Genomic DNA, 16,704 nt, shown 5'->3' on the forward strand with positions numbered 1-16,704 from the left:
TCGCCGAGGCGCTGGCGAGGGCGCGCGCCTGCCGTGACGGCCGTGACCGCCGGGCCCGGCCGCCGGTCATCCTTCCTATCCTTCCGGAGACAACGACAAAAGAGATGGTGTTTACGATGAGTCCACACTGCCCCTATCCGGCACGTCATCGTCACGGGTTCAAAGGCCCTGACGGTGGCGAGCCAGAGCTCTCCGGCGCGAGCCGCCGGGGCGCGGCGCTGGCGCGCTGACCCGCTGACGTCAACGCCACGCGGCGCTGCTGCGCGCGCCGGGGCGCGCGGGCCGGCGGGCGATCTCGCGCCGCGCTCCCTGTGGTAGGCTGGCGAAATGGCGTCCGAGCCGAAGATCCATCCGAGCGCCGAGACGGCGCTCCTCAAGGTCCGCTCCAAGGAGATCGCGTTCAGCCGCTTCCGCGTGCAGGTGACCGCCGGCCCGGACGCCGGGGCGTCCCAGACGTCGGACGCGACGGAGTTCGTGATCGGCACGGCGCCCGGCAACCAGCTCATCCTCACCGACCGGGCGGTGTCCCGGCACCATTGCGTGATCTCGGTCACCCCGCGGGGGTTCTTTCTCCGCGATCTCGGCAGCAAGAACGGCACGACCCTCTCCGGCTTCCGCGTCGAGGCGGCCTATCTCCTGCCGGGCGCCTCGCTCGGGGTCGGGCAGTCCACGCTCCGCTTTGAGCCGCTGGCCGAGGAGATCCGCGAGCCGCTCGGCGACGAGGAGCGGTACGGCCGGGTGCTCGGGCAGAGCGCCGCGATGCGCCGCATCTTCGGGGCGCTGCCGCGGATCGCCGCGTCGGACTCGACGGTGCTGATCGAGGGCGAGACGGGCACGGGCAAGGGCCTGCTCGCCGAGGCGATCCACGAGAGCAGCCCGCGCGCGGGGGGGCCGTTCGTCGTGATCGACTGCGGATCCATCCCGCCGACGCTCATCGAGGCCGAGCTCTTCGGGCACGCGAAGGGGGCGTTCACGGGCGCCCAGGCGGCGCGCGCCGGCGCCTTCGAGGCGGCGCGGGGCGGCACCGTGCTGCTCGACGAGATGGGCGAGCTCCCGCTCGACATGCAGCCGAAGCTCCTGCGCGTGCTCGAGGAGCGGCAGATCCGGCGCATCGGCACGATCGAGCCGACCAAGCTCGATATCCGGGTCATCGCGACGACCAACCGCGATCTCCGCCAGGAGGTGAACCGCGGAAACTTCCGGTCGGATCTCTACTACCGGCTCAACATCGTCCGCCTCCGCGTCCCCGCGCTGCGCGAGCGCCCCGACGACATCGCGCTGCTCACCGCGCATTTCTACCGGCAGCTCGCGCAGGGCCAGGACCAGAGCCCCCCCGGCGAGCTGCTGGAGGCCTTCATGCGGCAGGACTGGCCGGGCAACGTCCGCGAGCTCCGCGGCGCGGTGGAGCGCGCGGTGCTGATGATCGATCCCGCGCTGTTCCGCGAAGCCGTGATGGGCTCCGAGGGGGCGGACAGCGGGGCTCCGGCGCTCCCGGCGCCCCGGGAGGACGAGCTCAGCCTGTCGTTCCGCGAGGCGAAGGAGCGCGCCGTGGCGCGCTGGGAGCGCACGTTCCTCACGGCGCTCGTGCGGGCGAACGGCGGCAACCTCTCGCGCGCGGCCCGCGCGGCGCGGATGGACCGCAGCCACCTGCGCGAGCTCCTCCAGCGGCACGGCGTCTCGGCGACGGAGGCGTGACGGCCTGGCCCGCGGGCCAGCGCCGGAGACAGCCGCGCGCGCGTCTGGTGAGTGGGGAGCGGCCAGGGCGGCGCCGGAGGCGGCTCGCCCCGGCGGGCGGCGCCAGGGCGCGCCCTCTCGCTGGTTACTGATTGGCCTTCTGCCGGTTCTCTCCCTTGAGCTCCTTGGCCTTCCCTTCGGCGGCCATCTGCTCGTCGTCGACCAGCTTGCCGACCCGGTTCTTGATCGCGCCGGCGGCCTCCTCGAGCGCGCCCTTCGCGCGCTCCTCCGCCTTGGCGTCCTCCTTCTGTACCTTTCCCCGGAGCTCCTTGGCGCGGCCCTCCGCTTCCATCTGCTCGTCGCCGAGCAGCTGGCCGAGGCCCTTCTTGATCTTGCCGCCCAGCTCTTCGGCTGCCCCTTCATTGCGATCGCTTGCGTTGCTCATTGCATCCTCCTCGTGGCGTGGCCGCCGCAGAGCCTCTCTGCGGCGCGCCGCCGCCGTTGACCTCGCATTGGCAACCTCCGGAACTAGCAACCGGTGCGCCATCCCATCGCAAACGGCCTTTTCGAGGACGCGGAAGGGCGATTGGGGCAGGCTACCTCGCCTGCGCTCTGCCTCTCGGCTCGCCTGAGGCAATACGCCACGGGGCGGCCAAGCAAGCAGTCCCACGATCCGACCGGACGGCCCCCGCTCTCCCGGAGGCGCACCGCGCCGCGGTCGGATTTCGCGGCGAATGCGGCGATGCGAGCGCTCTGTCCGCGGCGTTCAGCTCGGCTGGGCGTCTGTGGAGAGCCGGGACTCCAGGGCATGGCGCGGCGTTTGCTGAACAGCCTGCATAGCAACGAGGAGCACTTCGCTCCTTTCTGGGAGGTTCACCATGTCGTTCATTCTCTTTCTCCTGTTTGGCCTCGTCGTCGGTGCTCTGGCGCGCCTCATCGTCCCTGGACGTGAGCCGGGCGGGTGGGTCGTCTCGATGATCATCGGCGTGGTCGGCTCCTTCATAGGCGGGCTGCTCGGCCGCATGCTGTTCATGTACCGTGAGGGTGAGCCGGCCGGCTTCTTCATGTCGCTCATCGGCGCCATCGTGCTGACCGCCGGCTATCAGGCGATCGCGCGGCGCCGTACGGTGGTATGAGCGGGCGGAGCGATCCTCTCTCGAGGCGCCACGCCCCCTACCGGCCCACGGCGCTGCATGAAGGAGCTCTCGATCTGCCGCCCCGATCTGTAACGTCCGGGAGCACCTCGGGCCGAGAGCAGGAGGCGCGGAGGAGGCGCCGCTGTCCGTGAGCGCGATGTCGGCTCAGGCGGCGCGGCGCCCTCCCTCCCGCTCGGCAGGCCGGAGGGGCCCTGCTCGTCGCACGGCCCATCCCCCAGGGTCGTACGACGAGCAGGGCCTTCGTCGGCCTGTGGCGGCCTGCGGCGCGGACTCCGGCGCCGGCGCCGCATTTCCGCCGGCGCCGCGCCCGCTCGCCGGGTAACGCTTGACGCCGCAGGACGCTTTGGGCTTGCTAGCGGGCTCCGCGCTTTTGCCCAAGGTCCTGGCCATGTCGTTCTCGATCCTGCCCCCGCCGATCACGCCCCTCGCCGCGATCCTGCCGTCCGAGCCGCTGCTGCTCATGGGCGCCGGGCCGGTGCCCATCCCGCAGGCGGTGGCCCAGGCGAACGGGGTCATCATCAATCACCTTGGCCCCACCATGGACCGCGTCATCCAGAACGTGAAGTACATGGCGGCCTATGCGTTCCAGACGCGCAGCGACAAGATCCTCGGCATCGCCGGGCCCGCGTCCGCGGCGATGGAGATGGCCGTGGCGAACCTGTGCTGGCCGGGGCGCAAGGTCCTTTGCCTGAAGGTGGGGACGTTCAGCGGGCGCCTCGGCGAGATGGCGCTCGGCGTGGGCGCCGATGTCACGTTCCTCGAGGGGCCGCCCGGGCGGCCCGTGTCGCTCGCGGACGTGCGTGAGGCGATGAAGAAGCAGCGCTACGACGTGGTCACGATGGCGCACGGCGAGACGTCCTGCGGCGTCCGCATGGTCGAGATGCCGGAGATCTGCAAGCTCGCGAAGACGCAGGGCGCTCTCACCATCGTCGACGCGGTGGTCACGCTCACGGCCATGCCGGTGCACATGGACGAGTGGGGCATCGACGTCGGCATCGTCGGCGGGCAGAAGGCGCTGTCGTCGATCCCGGGCGTCTCGGCCTGCGCGTTCTCGCAGGACGCGTGGAAGGTCGTCGAGGAGCGCCCCCTGCCGCGCCCGCACTGGTGCTACGACGCGACGCGCGCGCAGCGGTTCTGGGGCTACCAGCAGTACCACTACACGGCGCCGGTGCCCGGCGTGCTCGCGCTGCACGAGGCGCTGCGCCTCGTCTGCGAGGAGACGCTCGAGCGGCGGTTCCGTCGCCACGAGATGAGCTCTCTGGCCATGCAGGCGGGCCTCGAGGCCATGGGGCTCGAGCTGTTCGCGTCGAAGGACGTGCGCCTCAACAGCGTGCTCGCCATCAAGCTGCCGTCCGGCGTCGATAGCGCGCGGATCCGCGAGTACATGACCAAGGCGTTCCGCGTCGAGATCTCGGGCGCCTTCGGCCTCAACATCGTGCGTGTGGGCCAGATGGGCGAGCAGTGCCGCTCGCACAACCTCTTCAAGACGCTCTACGCGATGGGCATGAGCTTCCAGCGAGAGGGCGTGAAGCTCGACGTCGCCAAGGGAATGGCCGCGCTCGAGCAGGGTCTGGCGGGCGATCGCGATTACTTCGTGGACTAGCCCTGCCCCACGGTGGCCCGGTCCGGGATGGCCGGACCTCCGCGCCGCCTCGTGGCGGCGAGGGCTTGCTCGCGGCGCTTGCCGGCGTCGATCCGGCTCCGATGCGCGTCGAGCAGGTCGCTGCGCGTCAGGATCCCGAGGACCTTGCGGGGGGCCTGCCTGGACACGACAGGGAGCCTCCCCACCCCCTCGGTGACCATGTGATCGGCGGCTTCGCGCAAGGAGCTGTCCTCGAACACCACGGCGGGCGGCCGCCGGACCAGGTGGCGGATCGAGACGGTACCGGCCTGCTCGGTGAGCACATCGCGCTGGGTGACCACGCCGACGAGCTCCCCCCGATCGTCCACGACCGGGAAGCCCTGATGGCGAGAGCCCGCCGCCTGCGACAGCAGGAAGGCGCGGGCCGCCTCGACCGTATCGTCCGCGGCGAGCGTCACGACGGGGCGCGACGCGGCCTCGCCGGCGGTGATCTGCGCCAGGTGATCGGCCGCGTATTCGCCCGGCACGCGCGCGCCGCGGCGGGCGATCTTCTCCGTCATGATGGAGTGCCGCATCAGCAGGCTGGAGACGAGGAAGGCCGCGCTGCAGCCGCCGAGCAGCGGCAGCAGCCCCATCGGCTGCCGCGTCGTCTCGAAGGCGAAGACGACGGACGCGAGGAGCGCCCGGGACGCGCCCGCGAAGATCGCCGCCATCCCGACGAGCCCGGCGACGCGAGGGTCCACGCCGAGCCCGGGGAGGAGCGCGGTCGCGGCCAGGCCGAGGATCGCGCCGAGACCGCCGCCGACGGTGAAGAGCGGCGCGAGCGTCCCGCCCGAGGTGCCGCTGCCGAGCGCGATCGACCAGGAGACGAACTTCATCAGCGAGAGCGACACGAGCGCGGCGAGCGCCAGGCGACCGCTCAGGATGTCGTCGATGTTGGTGTACCCGACCCCCAGCGTCCGCGGCGCGAAGTAACCCACGACGCCGATCGCGACGGCGCCGATCGCCGGCCACCACATCCAGTGGAGCGGCAGCCGCTCGAACGCCTCCTCGATCGCGTAGATCGCGCGGGTGGCGCCCATCGCCGCGAGGCCGAGGAGCGCGCCGAGCACGATGTAGAAGGCGAGCGCGGGGCCTGTCGAGGGCGCCACGGACGCCATCTCGAACGCGGGCGCGGTGTGGCCAGCGCAGAGGCGCGCCGCGGTCGCCGCGGTCGCGGCGAGGGCGACGGGGATCACCGAGCGCGGGCGGTACTCGAAGAGGAGGAGCTCGATCGCGAGCAGCACGGCCGCCACCGGGCTGCCGAAGGTCGCCGACATGCCCGCCGCCGCGCCCGCGGCGAGCAGCGTCTTGCGCTCGTCCGCGGTGATCCGGAGCAGCTGCCCGAGCAGCGAGCCGAGCGCGCCGCCGGTGGCGATGATGGGGCCCTCGGCGCCGAACGGACCGCCGGTGCCGATGGCGATCGCCGCGGAGAGCGGCTTGAGCAGCGTCATCCGCGGCGGGATGCGGCTCTGGTTGAACAGCACCTGCTCCATCGCCTCCGGGATGCCGTGGCCGCGGATCGCCTGGGAGCCGTAGCGCGCCATCACGCCGACGACGAGCGCGCCGAGGATCGGCACCACGAGCACGAAGAGGCCCAGGTGGTGCTCGGCGGGCGACGCGGGGGCGGCGGACAGCCGGCCGAAGAACGCGAGGTTCGTGATGACGGCGATGAGCGTGGTGAGCAGCTCCGCCGCGACGAAGGCCACGCCGCCGAGCGCGATCGCGAGGCCGCTGACGAGGACGACCCGCCGGTCGACGGCGGCGCTGGGCGCGGGGACGCGGAGGTCCTCGAGGGTCGGGCCCATCGAGGGGGCGACCGGGATGCTCTCGGTGACTGTTGGGGGTGGGGCGTTCGATCTGGACAATTCAGCTCTCCTCGCGGTCTGTCGCTTCGGGTCCGGCTCCGGCGGGGGTCTCCTCGCCTTCGAAGAACAGCGGGGGGGCCTCGTCGCCGGCGCCGAGCGCCCGGGCGAGGGTGGCGAGGCTCTGCGCGAGCGCGCCGCGCTCGTCGGCGGGCAGGCGGTCGACGGCGGCGACGAGCTCGGCCTGCGCGGTGCGGGGCGCGCGGCGGAGCAGCGCGCGGCCGGCCGCGGTGAGCGAGATCTCGGTCCGGCGCGCGTCCTCGGGCGAGGCGCGCCGGGTGACCATCCCTCGCTCGGCCAGGCGCGTCACGACGACCGACACCGAGCTCTGGTGCGTCAGCGTGCGCTGCGCGAGCTCGGCGATCGAGGACGCGGCGGCCTGATCGAGCTGCTGCAGCACGAACAGCTGCGCGCTGCTCAGGCCGAGCTGCCGCTCGCACGCGCGCGACGAGACGCGCAGGCGCTGTACGATCGCGCGGATCGCATCCATGACCCGCTGCGCGTCGGGCCCGCCGGGGGCCTGCCGTGTGGGGCTCTTCCGGCGCGCCGTCGAGGAACCATGGGCTCCCATAGATTTGCGCGGGAACCTACGCCGCTCGCCGGTCGACCGCAAGCAGTCTGCGGACCTCCCTGGGGCTTGGGCGGATCGAGGCGGGCCGTCCTCGACGGGGTGGTCGCGGGCGGCGGTGGATGGCGGCGGGGCGCCGGTGCGGCGTGCGGCGTGCGGCGTCAGGAACGCGGCGCGCGGGCCCGGAGGCAGCGCGCCGGGCGGACCGTGCGGGCGACGCTACGCGGGGCGTCGCCTGCGCGGGCGATCCAGGCTAAGAACCGGCCCTCCCATGACCTTCCAAGACCTCATTCTCACCCTGCAGAAGTTCTGGGCCGATCGCGGCTGCCTCATCGTGCAGCCGTACAACTCGGAGGTCGGCGCCGGCACCTTCAACCCGGCGACGTTCCTGCGCGCGCTCGGCCCCGAGCCCTGGAATGTGGCCTTCGTCGAGCCTTCCCGGCGGCCCGCGGACGGTCGTTACGGGGAGAACCCGAACCGTATGCAGCAGTTTCACCAGTTCCAGGTGATCCTCAAGCCGAGCCCGATCGACATCCAGGACCTCTACCTGGAGTCGCTGCGGGCGATCGGCACGAACCCGCTCGATCACGACGTCCGGTTCCTCGAGGACGACTGGGAGTCGCCGACGCTCGGGGCGTGGGGGCTCGGCTGGCAGGTGTGGATCGACGGGCTCGAGATCTCGCAGTTCACCTACTTCCAGCAGATCGGCGGGATCGACTGCCGCCCCGTGTCCGGCGAGCTCACCTACGGGCTCGAGCGGATCGCGATGTACCTGCAGGACAAGGACAGCATCTACGACGTCGTCTACTCGGACCGCGGCGGGAAGATCGTGCGCTACGGGGACATCTACCAGCGCGCCGAGTGGGAGTGGTCGACCTACAACTTCGAGGAGGCCGACATCGCCGAGCACTTCGCGGCGTTCGACGTCTGCGAGGCCGAGGTGAAGCGGCTCCTGTACCGGGGCGCGGATCCGGCGGCGAAGGGGGCGGCGATCGATCCGAGGAAGGCGCTGGTGCTCCCGGCCTACGATTTCGTCGTGAAGGCGGCCCACCGCTTCAACGTCCTCGACGCGCGGGGCGCGATCAGCGTCACCGAGCGGCAGCGCTTCATCGGCCGTGTCCGCGCGCTCGCGCGCGCGGTCGCCGAGACGTACGTCGCGCAGCGCGAGGCGCTCGGCTACCCGCTCCTCGGCGAGCAGCAGGCGAAGGCGGCGGAGTAGCGCGCAGCCGAGGCGGCGGGCAGCGCGCCGTCGCCTCGGCCGGGCCGCGCGTCGCGCAGCCTCAGCCGGGCGGGTTGTCGGGGATGAAGTCGTGGCGGGTGCAGATCGCGACGACCGGCAGCCCCGCGGCGCGGATCGCCTCCGCGCCGCCCTCGAGGCGGTCGACCAGGGCGATCACGCCGACGACCGAGGCGCCCGCGGTGCGGAGCTTCTCGACCGCCTTCAGCGTCGAGCCGCCCGTCGTGATCACGTCCTCGAGGATCGCGACGGGCATCCCGGGCACGAGGTCGCGATCGCCCTCGACGAGGCGCCGCGAGCCGTGGTCCTTGACCTCCTTGCGCACGTAGAGCGCGGGGAGGGGGCGGCCGCGCAGGAAGCTCGTGAGCGACACAGCGCTCGCGAGGGGGCAGCCCCCGAGCTCGACGCCGGCGACGGCCTCGCACCGCGGGAGCGCGCCGAGCGCCTCGAACATGAGCGAGCCGACGAGGGCGTGGCCCTCGGCGGTCAGCACGGACTGCTTGCAGTCGATGAAGAAGTCGCTCTCCCGGCCGGACGCGAGGAGGACGCGCTTCTGCTCGAACGAGCGCTCGCGCAGCAGCGCGACGAGCCGGTCCCGCTCCGAGGCGCCGGCGGCGCTCACCGGCCGCCCCGCTTGCGCAGCGAGGCCTTCGCGGCCCCCTTCCGGAGCGCGGGGACCACCGGCGGCGGCGGCCCGCCGGCGCCCTCGGACGCCTCGGGCTCGTCACCCTCGCCGGCGGCCGAGGCCGATAGATCGGCCTCCTCGTCGTCGTGAACGGCCGCGAGGGCAGGGGCGGGCGCGGGCCTCGCCTCGACGACCGGGGCGGGGCGCGCCGCCGGCGCGGGGCGCGCGGGGGCAGGCGCGGCGCGCGGCGCAGGCCGGGCGGGCGGCGCAGGTGCGCGCGCCGGCCGCGCGGCCGCGGCCGCGGCGCGCGGCGCAGGTGCAGCGGCGGCGGCCCGCGCCGGGGCGGGGGCGGCCGCCGCGGCGAGCGGCGCGCCGGTGGTGACGTTGCCGCGCACCAGGGCGCCCGCGTGGATGCCGATCTGCGGCGCGCCGAGGTCGCCGACCACGCGCGCGCCGGGCTCGAGGATCACGGCCTCGTCGCCGGAGATGTTCCCGGCGACGGCGCCGCGGACGACGACGCGCCGCCCGCGGACGTCGCTCTGGATGAGCGCGCCCTCGCCGATGGTCACGTCGCCGGTCATGACGACGCTCCCCTCGACGCGGCCGAGGATCTCGAGATCCCCGTCGCCCTGCACGTTGCCGCGGATGGCCGTCGTCGGCCCGATCGAGGACTGGGCGGTCATCGGCTACACGTCCATGTCGACGTTGCCCTTGAACGAGGCTCCGTCCGCGATGGTCAGCCGCGACGCCTTCACGTCGCCGACGAGGCGACCGCCGGCGAGGAGATCGACGCGATCGGCCGCCGTGACGTTGCCGGTGACGTTGCCGCCCACCTGGAGCGACGCCGCCCCGATGTCCGCTTCGATCAGCGCCCCTGCGTCGATGGTGAGAGGCCCCTCGACGGTGAGCTTCCCGCGCACCGTCCCGGCGACGATCACCTCCTCGTCGGAGGTGATCTCGCCCTCGATCGTGAGCCCGTTTCCGATGATCGTACCCGCCACGTTCGTGCTCCTCGCCGCGCCCTCGCGGCGCGATTCTTCGTCCGTCAACGCGCGCTATCGCCCTGCCGGTTCGCGCCGGGGGGCCTGTCCGCGCCCGGCGGTCGCCCGCTCCGAGAGCTCGGCCGGGAGGTCGAACTCCGCCTCGATGCGGCCGGCGAACGCCGCGCCTTCCTCGAGGATCACCTCGCTGCCGCCCACGTTTCCGGCGTACTGCGCGGTCGCCCGGATCGTGACGGGGCCGCGCGAGACCACGTCCCCCGTGAGCTGGCCGGACACGACGAGCGAGCTCGCCTCGACGTCCCCGGTGACCGTCGCTCCGTCCTCGATCTCGAGGTCGCCAGCCAGCTGGATGTTCCCCTCGACGCTCCCCTCGACCCGGAGCGAGCCGTCGCCATGGACGCGCCCGCGGATGCGGGCGCCCCGTCCGATGAGCGATTCGGCAGCGTCCGATTCGCTGCGCGTCGTTGTCGAGCCTCGGGCCATTCTCGTCTCCTGTGCGCGGAGGGAGCCGCGCGAGCCGGGGCGCGCACCAGACGCCCGGCTCGTCCGCTGGAGCTGGGCGAACTGGATCGCTCGGCCCCGCGGCGGCGCGGACGCTACTCCAAGCGGCTGCGCCTCGCAACCGGCGGGCGGCCTCGGTGGCGGTACGTGCCATGGACTGACTGCAGGGGAGCCCTCGGGGGGAGGGGGCGTCGCGCGGGGGGGTGAGGGGGGCCCTCCCACGAACTCGCGCCTTTTGGTGGCAATGGCCTGCTGAACGGAGCTGGCGAGTCCGTGAGGCGTCGCTGCGATGCGGGCCGGCGCTCGGGTTCGTGGGGCCCTCCCCCTCACCCCCCCGCGCGACACCCCCTCCCCCCGAGGGCTCTCTCCGATGGCAAGCGTGACCGGAGGGAAGGCGGCGACGGGGATCGATGCGAGGCGAGGGAACACACGAACGCACGTCGCGGGCCGCTTCCTGCGGGGCTGGATTGGGTGATACGGTCTCTCTTGACTGGGCTTTCCTTGCTCGCGACGCCTGCTGTGGTCCTGACGGCGAACCGACTCGGATGGCTCGGCGCGCGTCGTCCGTGGGGGCGAGCGCAGACCAACCCAACCCGGGGGGTTCCTCATGCGGAAGATAGCTATCGTGGGGTCTGGACAGGCCGGCCTGCTCGCGGCGCACGCCCTGGTGAAGGCCGGCTACGAGGTGACGCTCTACTCGGATCGCACGCCCGAGCAGTGGCTCAACGAGTCGAAGCCGACCGGCACCGCGGCGCGGTTCGACGTGGCGCTGGCGTTCGAGCGCGAGCTCGGCCTGGCCTTCTGGGAGGACGCTGCGCCCCGGGGCCACGGCGCCCAGCTGACCGCGTGCGCCGCCCCGGGCAACCGCCTCCTGACGCTGGCGGGCCGCCTGGAGCAGCACTTCTTCGCGATCGATCTCCGGCTCCAGAGCCACCGGTGGATGCTCGAGCTCGAGCGGCGGGGCGGCAAGATCACGATCGAGCCCGTCACGATCCCGCGGCTCGACGCGATCGCCGCCGAGAACGATCTCACCGTCGTCGCCGCTGGACGGGGGGATCTGTGCAACCTGTTCGAGCGAGACGCCGCGCGCAGCGTCCACTCGGAGGCGCAGCGCAACGTCGTCATGATGTGCGTGACCGGCCCGAAGCTCGGGTTCGACGGCATCCCGATGCTCCCGGTCAAGTTCAACCTGTTCGCGGGCATCGGGGAGGCGTTCTGGGTGCCCTACCACCACAAGGACGTGGGACCGAGCTGGAACTGCCTCGTCGAGGCGGTGCCCGGAGGGCCGCTGGACAGGTTCCAGGGCGCGAAGTCAGGCGAGGAGATCATCGCGATCGCGAAGGGGCTGGTGAAGGAGCTCATCCCCTGGGACTACGAGTGGTTCAAGGGAGCCGAGCTGTCGGACAAACACGGATGGCAGAACGGGCGGGTCGTCCCCGCGGTGCGCAAGCCCGTCGGACGGCTGCCCTCGGGCCGGATCGTGACGGCGCTGGGCGACACGGCGATGTCGATCGATCCGATCGGCGGCCAGGGCGCCAACAACGGCAACAAGATGGCGCGCAACCTGGTCGAGTGCATCGTGCAGCACGGCGAGCGCCCGTTCGACGCCGACTGGATGACGCGCACCTTCGATCGCTTCTATGCGCGGCACGGCGGGCCCACCGACCGGTTCAACAACATCCTGCTCGCCGGGGTTTCGCCCCCGATGGCCCACCTCCTCATGGCGCAATACGGCAGCGACGGGCGGGCGGACAACACGAGCGGGCAGCAGGCGCTCGCCAATGCCTTCGTGAACAACTTCAACGATCCGGCGCGGCTGACGGCGGTCCTCGAGGACGTCGGGCGGGTGCGCGCCTTCATCCGGCAGACGACCGGGAAGCCCTGGCCCCTCGCGCTCGCAGCAGGGGGCGTCGGCGTCGGCATCGCGCAGGTGCGGCAGCGCATCGGGCTCCCGCCGGGGCACCCGGGCGCGCAGGTGCAGGCCGGGGGAGCGATCGCTTAGCCCCGCGCTGGGCGCCCGGTCTCGCCTCGTCGTCAGGTCCGGGGAGCCGTACCGGCCGGTGCCAGCAGGCGTCCAGGAGCCGCTGGTACCGCACCGGGGGCGACATTTCCTACCGTCGAGGGCGACGAGGCTGGCACCGCGCCCTGTCGCCGGGATCGGACGCTCGCGGACACAGGCCGGACAGGGCCGGCGGCGCGGGCTCATGGTAGCCTCCGGCGCGAGATGCCGGCCCGCGATCACCTGCATGAGCACGTCCGCAAGGCGCTGGCCAGCGACGGCTGGACGATCACGCATGATCCGCTCCGCCTGCGCTGGCGGAGAAAGGACGTTTACGTCGACCTCGGCGCGGAGCGCTTCCTCGGGGCGGAGAAGGGGCGAACACGCATCGCGGTCGAGGTCAAGAGCTTCACCGGCCCGTCGCCGATCGACGCGCTCGAGAAAGCCCTCGGACAGTTCACGCTGTACCATGACATCCTCGAGCGCGTGGAGCCCGATCGCGAGCTCTACCTCGCCGTGAGCGACACGGCATACGGCGACATCTTCGAGGACGCCCTGGGGGAGATCCTCCTCGACAACAGAAGGATGAAGCTGCTCGTGTTCAACGCCGAGACGGAGGTCATTGAACGATGGACACCCGAACCGCCGACCGCGAAGTGATCGAGAAGGCGCTCTCCGAGTATGCCGCCATCCCGTACGCCCACGGGGACGTGGCGACACAAACGGTGTTCGATCGGGAGTCGGACCACTACCTGCTCGTGATCGTCGGCCGCGAGAAGCGCCGCCGCGTCCATGGCTGCCTCGTCCACATCGATCGGATCGGCGACGAGATCTGGATTCAGGCGGACGGCACCGAGCGCGGAATGGCGCCGGCGCTGGTCCGCGGCGGCATCCCGGCGGAGCGGATCCTGCTCGCGTTCTCCTCGGACGGCCCCTATCGGTATTCCGACGTCCTCGCTGCGTGAGCGCGGCAAGCGCCGCCCGGGTGATGCCGCAAGGACGAATCGTTGATGCCGCATCCATTTCGCGACAGCCGAGTCGCCGTGTCACAGACGATCGCGGCGGCGCGCCAGGATCTTCTCCACGGCGGTGAGCGGCGGTCCCTCCGGCGTCGCTCCTTGGGTCCCGGCTTGGTGCGCTCCCCCCGCGGTACGGTAGCGGACGGCTACTCCAGGACGGCGGCGTAGCGCCCGCTGGGCGTGACGATGACGTGGGCCTGGAGCGGGACGTTCAGCGCGTAGGAGAGATCGCGCAGCTCCTCGGTCATCGCGTGGTCCTCCGCGGTCGGCGTCGGATCGCCGCTCGGGTGGTTGTGGGCCAGGACGAAGCCGACGGCCGCCATGTCCAGCGCCGTGCGCAGGATGGTCGAGCGGCCTGCGTGGAGGGCGTCGTCGACGCCGCGGGCGAGCATGCGCGTCTCGCGCACGCGGCCGTGGCTATCGAGCGCCGCGATCCAGAGCTCCTCGTGGACGAGGTGCGCGAGCCTCGGCCCGAAGTACCGCGCCACGCGCGCGGCGTCGGTGAGGCGCGCACCTCGGCGAGCCCGCGCGGCGTGGGCGCGGCGGCCGAGCTCGAAGGCCGCCGCGAGCCGCGTCGCGTCGAGCAGCGCGATCTGGGTTCGCTCGGCGATGGCCGCCGGAGAGAGGCGACCGAGGGACGGCAGGGCGGCCGCGCCAAGGATGCGCGCCCCTACGGCCGGGATGCCGAGCACCATCTCGAGCAGGCCGGCCTCGGTCGCGGTCGGGATCTCGGCCGCCGTCTCGGCGGGGGCGTCGACGGGTGCGCCGCTCATCGGGGCCACCTCCGAGCGCGGGTGAGCGAGCGGGCGAAGAGGCGGCGCGCGAGGCGGAGGCGCGTGGCCACCGTCGGCCTCGGGATCGCGAGCGTCGCCGCGATCTCGCGCGTCGTCAGGCCGGCGGCGGTGAGCGCCAGGACCTCGCGGAGCTCCGCGCGGAGGCGGTGGAAGGCACGGAGCAGCCCGCGCGCGACGATGCGCTCCTCCGGCGAGGGAGCTGCGAGGGGAGCGAGCCGATCGGGATCGACCGCGGGCACCTCGTGCCGGCGGTACGCCTTGTCGCGGTGGTGCGACGCCTGCCGCAGGGCGACCGCGACCAGCCAGGCGCGCAACGCGTCGGCCGGCGGCTGATCGGGGGACGGCCGGAAGCGGCCGGCGCGCATGCTGCAAAAGGCGCCGAGCACGGTCTCCTGCGTGACGTCGTCGAGATCCGCGGCGCGGACGCCGCGGGCGCGCAGCGCGCTGCGGATGAGCGGGCGCTGTTCGAGGAGCGCGGTGGGGTCGAGGTAGACGGCGGGGTGAGGGGGCTGGTGACGGAGGGGTTTGGTCGGGCGGGCGAGCCGGCTGAGAGCAGCGGGACGGGGACGGCGACGGGAGGACGGATCGATCTCTTGGCCCTGGTCAGAGCGTAGACGTACGGTTTCCATGTCGGACCTCGTGGAAGCGGGGTTCGGCCACGCCGCCCGGGGTGTTAGCAGCACCCGCGGGCGGCACTTTTGTGGTCTCGCCACGTTACGAACTGACAGCCGGCAGGTCAATGAAATACGATCTGCTGGATCGTTATTCTGAACCCGGCGCAGGAGTACGCGAAGGGCGTGCGAACGCTCGCGCTCGATACCCTCCTGCTCTACATCGCGGCGAACCTGCGGCGGCTACGCCAGCAGCGCGGCATCACGCAGGAGCAGCTCGCGGAAGCGGCCGGGATCGAGCTGCGGACGATGCAGGCGATCGAGGTTGGGCGGCAGAGCATGAGCCTCGGCACGCTCGTCAGGCTCGCGAACGCGCTCGATGTGTCGCCTGGGGTTCTTCTCCGCAGCGCCGCGATGCCCGAGATCAAGCGAGGTCGGCCGCGCAAACGTCCCGCCGGCACCTGACAGTCAATCCCCAGTATCCGCACCTCGACAGCCCGCGGCCATCCGCGCCCTTCTCCACCTGGCGCATCGCCGGCGCGTGCGTTGTTGCGGCTTCGGACACCGTCCCGCGTGGTGGAGAACTCGGTGAACTGCGGCAACCTGAACAGCCCCGTCGCTGACCGGCCGGGAGGTTGCAGGGGCACTCCTTCGCTTCGGAGGGGTAGGGCAGTAAGGACCCGCTCGCGCCTTCGTCCGGTGTAGAGACCGCACGGTCCTGCGCTGGCCTCCTTGACAAGATGGGGCAGCCGTCGGCTACGCTACCTTTCCACGATGCGTGGGGACGGCACGTGGGGGTGGGATCGGAGTTCAAGGCGCTCCACGCAGAAGCGGCTGTCAGCGGTCGAGAGGACTGATCACGCCGAGAGGACCGCAGTCGACGATGTGGGTGTAGATCATCGTGGTCCGTACATCCTTGTAGCCGAGCAATGTTTGGATCGTCCGGATGTCGGTGCCCGCCTCGAGCAGGTGGGTCGCGAAGCTGTGGCGGAGGATGTGGCATGTCGCGCGCTTGGTGAGCCTCGCCGCCCGTCCGGCATCGTGCACGGCCCTTTGCACCGCCGATTCGTGCAGGTGGTAGAGGACCTGTCGACCCGTCGCAGGATCGGTGCAAGGGCGAGAGGCGGGGAAGAGGTACTGCCAGGCGAGGCTCGTGGCTGCTCCTGGCATCTTCGCTCGCAGCGCGTGGGGCAGGTCGACCTCGCCGCGGCCAACCGCGAGCTCCTTCTTGTGCCGTTGCGCCACGGCGTCGAGCTGGGCCTGCAGCTCGTCGCGCGCCGGAGCGGGGAGCAAGGCCGGCCGGTCGTGCTGTCCTTTCCCGCGGCGCACCATGATTTGCCGTCGATCGAGGTCGACGTCTTTGACGCGAATCGAAAGCGCTTCGAGGAGGCGGAGGCCGCTTCCGTAGAGGAGCTCGCCGATGAGTCGAAAAGGTGGGATCAGGTGCTCGAGCAAGGTGAGCGCGTCCTGTCGCGAGAGGACCGTGGGGAGGTGCTCCGGCCGGCGGGCACGCTCGAGCGCTTCGAGCCGGGGTATCTGCAGGTCGAGGACCCGCCTGTAAAGGAAGAGGAGCGCGCACAGCGCTTGGTCCTGCGTGGACGCCGCGGTGCGGCGCGCGACCGCAAGATCGTTGAGGAAGGCCGTGACCTCTTCCGCGCCCATCTGCCGTGGGTGCTTGCCGTGATGGAAGCGGATGAATTGCCGGATCCAGAGTACAATTGCCTCTTCGGTACGCGGAGAGTAATGCAGGCGTTGTATGGTGGCGCGTACGGCTTCGATGAGGGTCATGGGGATGGTTCCGAGTGGTCGGGGCCGGTTCGTCGGACCCGCATTGACGCTTATCGGCGCAGGGCGGCGCGAGTTGTGGCGGCCAGCGGATATTTGGGATGCACATCAGTCGCCCGAGGCAATCAATCACAGGCACGCATCTTGCTTCGCGGCACACCGTCGCCGTCCGAAGCCCCTCAACGGCGATACGTAGTTGTGCTGCGGCGGCCTATCTCCGGAGATGCGCAGATAGCCTGCGGAAGAT

At 71.9% G+C, this 16,704-nt stretch carries 18 protein-coding genes; 8 read left to right on the top strand and 10 right to left on the bottom strand.

What is annotated here, in order from left to right; genetic code table 11:
- The first annotated feature begins 327 nt into the window (after positions 1-327).
- Positions 328-1,695, top strand: a complete 1,368-nt coding sequence (locus WMF11_RS02495; RefSeq protein ID WP_437906820.1) for a sigma 54-interacting transcriptional regulator — start codon at positions 328-330, stop codon at positions 1,693-1,695.
- Between the two features lie 124 nt (positions 1,696-1,819).
- On the opposite strand, the gene WMF11_RS02500 is transcribed toward WMF11_RS02495, so the two are convergent.
- Positions 1,820-2,119, bottom strand: a complete 300-nt coding sequence (locus tag WMF11_RS02500) for a CsbD family protein (protein WP_437549159.1) — start codon at positions 2,117-2,119, stop codon at positions 1,820-1,822.
- Positions 2,120-2,552: 433 nt separating this feature from the next.
- Between WMF11_RS02500 and WMF11_RS02505 the strand changes: the two genes are divergently transcribed.
- A complete protein-coding gene (locus tag WMF11_RS02505) occupies positions 2,553-2,810 on the top strand; it encodes a GlsB/YeaQ/YmgE family stress response membrane protein (RefSeq protein WP_437549160.1) in 258 nt (85 codons plus the stop codon).
- Positions 2,811-3,219: 409 nt separating this feature from the next.
- Complete coding sequence (locus WMF11_RS02510; RefSeq protein WP_012233077.1) at positions 3,220-4,434, top strand: pyridoxal-phosphate-dependent aminotransferase family protein; 1,215 nt, start codon at positions 3,220-3,222, stop codon at positions 4,432-4,434.
- Here WMF11_RS02510 and WMF11_RS02515 read toward each other — a convergent pair.
- Both WMF11_RS02515 and WMF11_RS02520 read right to left on the bottom strand, forming a co-directional pair.
- Positions 4,431-6,260, bottom strand: a complete 1,830-nt coding sequence (locus WMF11_RS02515; RefSeq protein ID WP_437910942.1) for a chloride channel protein — start codon at positions 6,258-6,260, stop codon at positions 4,431-4,433. The two genes, WMF11_RS02510 and WMF11_RS02515, sit on opposite strands and share 4 nt — an antisense overlap.
- A 61-nt stretch (positions 6,261-6,321) precedes the next feature.
- Positions 6,322-6,807 (bottom strand): MarR family winged helix-turn-helix transcriptional regulator, encoded by a 486-nt coding sequence (locus tag WMF11_RS02520; protein WP_437976286.1) that lies wholly within the window; start codon positions 6,805-6,807, stop codon positions 6,322-6,324.
- Positions 6,808-7,156: 349 nt separating this feature from the next.
- Between WMF11_RS02520 and glyQ the strand changes: the two genes are divergently transcribed.
- Positions 7,157-8,104 carry a glycine--tRNA ligase subunit alpha gene (gene glyQ, locus WMF11_RS02525; RefSeq protein ID WP_437761879.1) on the top strand — a complete coding sequence of 316 codons (948 nt, stop codon included), beginning with the start codon at positions 7,157-7,159 and terminating at the stop codon, positions 8,102-8,104.
- 61 nt (positions 8,105-8,165) lie between these two features.
- Here glyQ and pyrE read toward each other — a convergent pair whose 3' ends face one another.
- The 4 genes from pyrE to WMF11_RS02545 are packed head-to-tail and all read right to left on the bottom strand — an operon-like array spanning position 8,166 to position 10,231.
- Positions 8,166-8,744, bottom strand: coding sequence for an orotate phosphoribosyltransferase (gene pyrE / locus WMF11_RS02530; protein WP_437549167.1), 579 nt, complete (start codon positions 8,742-8,744; stop codon positions 8,166-8,168).
- Complete coding sequence (locus WMF11_RS02535; protein WP_437906823.1) at positions 8,741-9,430, bottom strand: bactofilin family protein; 690 nt, start codon at positions 9,428-9,430, stop codon at positions 8,741-8,743. Before WMF11_RS02535 ends, pyrE begins: the two co-directional genes overlap by 4 nt.
- 3 nt (positions 9,431-9,433) lie before the next feature.
- Complete coding sequence (locus tag WMF11_RS02540) at positions 9,434-9,748, bottom strand: bactofilin family protein (protein WP_012233083.1); 315 nt, start codon at positions 9,746-9,748, stop codon at positions 9,434-9,436.
- 54 nt (positions 9,749-9,802) lie between these two features.
- Positions 9,803-10,231 (bottom strand): bactofilin family protein, encoded by a 429-nt coding sequence (locus tag WMF11_RS02545; RefSeq protein ID WP_437976287.1) that lies wholly within the window; start codon positions 10,229-10,231, stop codon positions 9,803-9,805.
- A 625-nt stretch (positions 10,232-10,856) separates the two neighbouring features.
- Between WMF11_RS02545 and WMF11_RS02550 the strand changes: the two genes are divergently transcribed.
- The 3 genes from WMF11_RS02550 to WMF11_RS02560 all read left to right on the top strand — a co-directional run bounded on the left by WMF11_RS02550 (position 10,857) and on the right by WMF11_RS02560 (position 13,213).
- Complete coding sequence (locus WMF11_RS02550; RefSeq protein ID WP_437976288.1) at positions 10,857-12,251, top strand: styrene monooxygenase/indole monooxygenase family protein; 1,395 nt, start codon at positions 10,857-10,859, stop codon at positions 12,249-12,251.
- A gap of 222 nt (positions 12,252-12,473) precedes the next feature.
- Entirely contained in the window at positions 12,474-12,908 is a 435-nt protein-coding gene (locus WMF11_RS02555) for a XisH family protein (RefSeq protein ID WP_437906825.1), read from the top strand.
- Positions 12,878-13,213 carry a XisI protein gene (locus tag WMF11_RS02560; protein WP_437906826.1) on the top strand — a complete coding sequence of 112 codons (336 nt, stop codon included), beginning with the start codon at positions 12,878-12,880 and terminating at the stop codon, positions 13,211-13,213. The genes WMF11_RS02555 and WMF11_RS02560 overlap by 31 nt, the downstream gene beginning before the upstream one ends.
- Positions 13,214-13,413: 200 nt before the next feature.
- Here WMF11_RS02560 and WMF11_RS02565 read toward each other — a convergent pair whose 3' ends face one another.
- Together WMF11_RS02565 and WMF11_RS02570 are read right to left on the bottom strand one after the other, a co-directional pair.
- The gene (locus WMF11_RS02565; protein WP_437906827.1) at positions 13,414-14,040 is read right to left on the bottom strand and encodes a JAB domain-containing protein; all 627 of its coding nucleotides are present in this window, start codon (positions 14,038-14,040) and stop codon (positions 13,414-13,416) included.
- Positions 14,037-14,690 (bottom strand): sigma-70 family RNA polymerase sigma factor, encoded by a 654-nt coding sequence (locus WMF11_RS02570; RefSeq protein WP_437976289.1) that lies wholly within the window; start codon positions 14,688-14,690, stop codon positions 14,037-14,039. The genes WMF11_RS02565 and WMF11_RS02570 overlap by 4 nt, the downstream gene beginning before the upstream one ends.
- A gap of 168 nt (positions 14,691-14,858) precedes the next feature.
- On the opposite strand from WMF11_RS02570, the gene WMF11_RS02575 reads away from it, so the two are divergent.
- Positions 14,859-15,137 carry a helix-turn-helix domain-containing protein gene (locus WMF11_RS02575; protein ID WP_437976290.1) on the top strand — a complete coding sequence of 93 codons (279 nt, stop codon included), beginning with the start codon at positions 14,859-14,861 and terminating at the stop codon, positions 15,135-15,137.
- A 372-nt stretch (positions 15,138-15,509) separates the two neighbouring features.
- Here the strand turns inward: WMF11_RS02575 and WMF11_RS02580 are convergent, their stop codons facing one another.
- Positions 15,510-16,460, bottom strand: coding sequence for an integron integrase (locus WMF11_RS02580; RefSeq protein ID WP_437976291.1), 951 nt, complete (start codon positions 16,458-16,460; stop codon positions 15,510-15,512).
- Positions 16,461-16,704 lie beyond the last annotated feature (244 nt).

Source organism: Sorangium sp. So ce295, from assembly GCF_051527405.1.
In the GTDB taxonomy this organism is placed as follows: Bacteria; Myxococcota_A; Polyangia; order Polyangiales; family Polyangiaceae; genus Sorangium; species Sorangium cellulosum_B.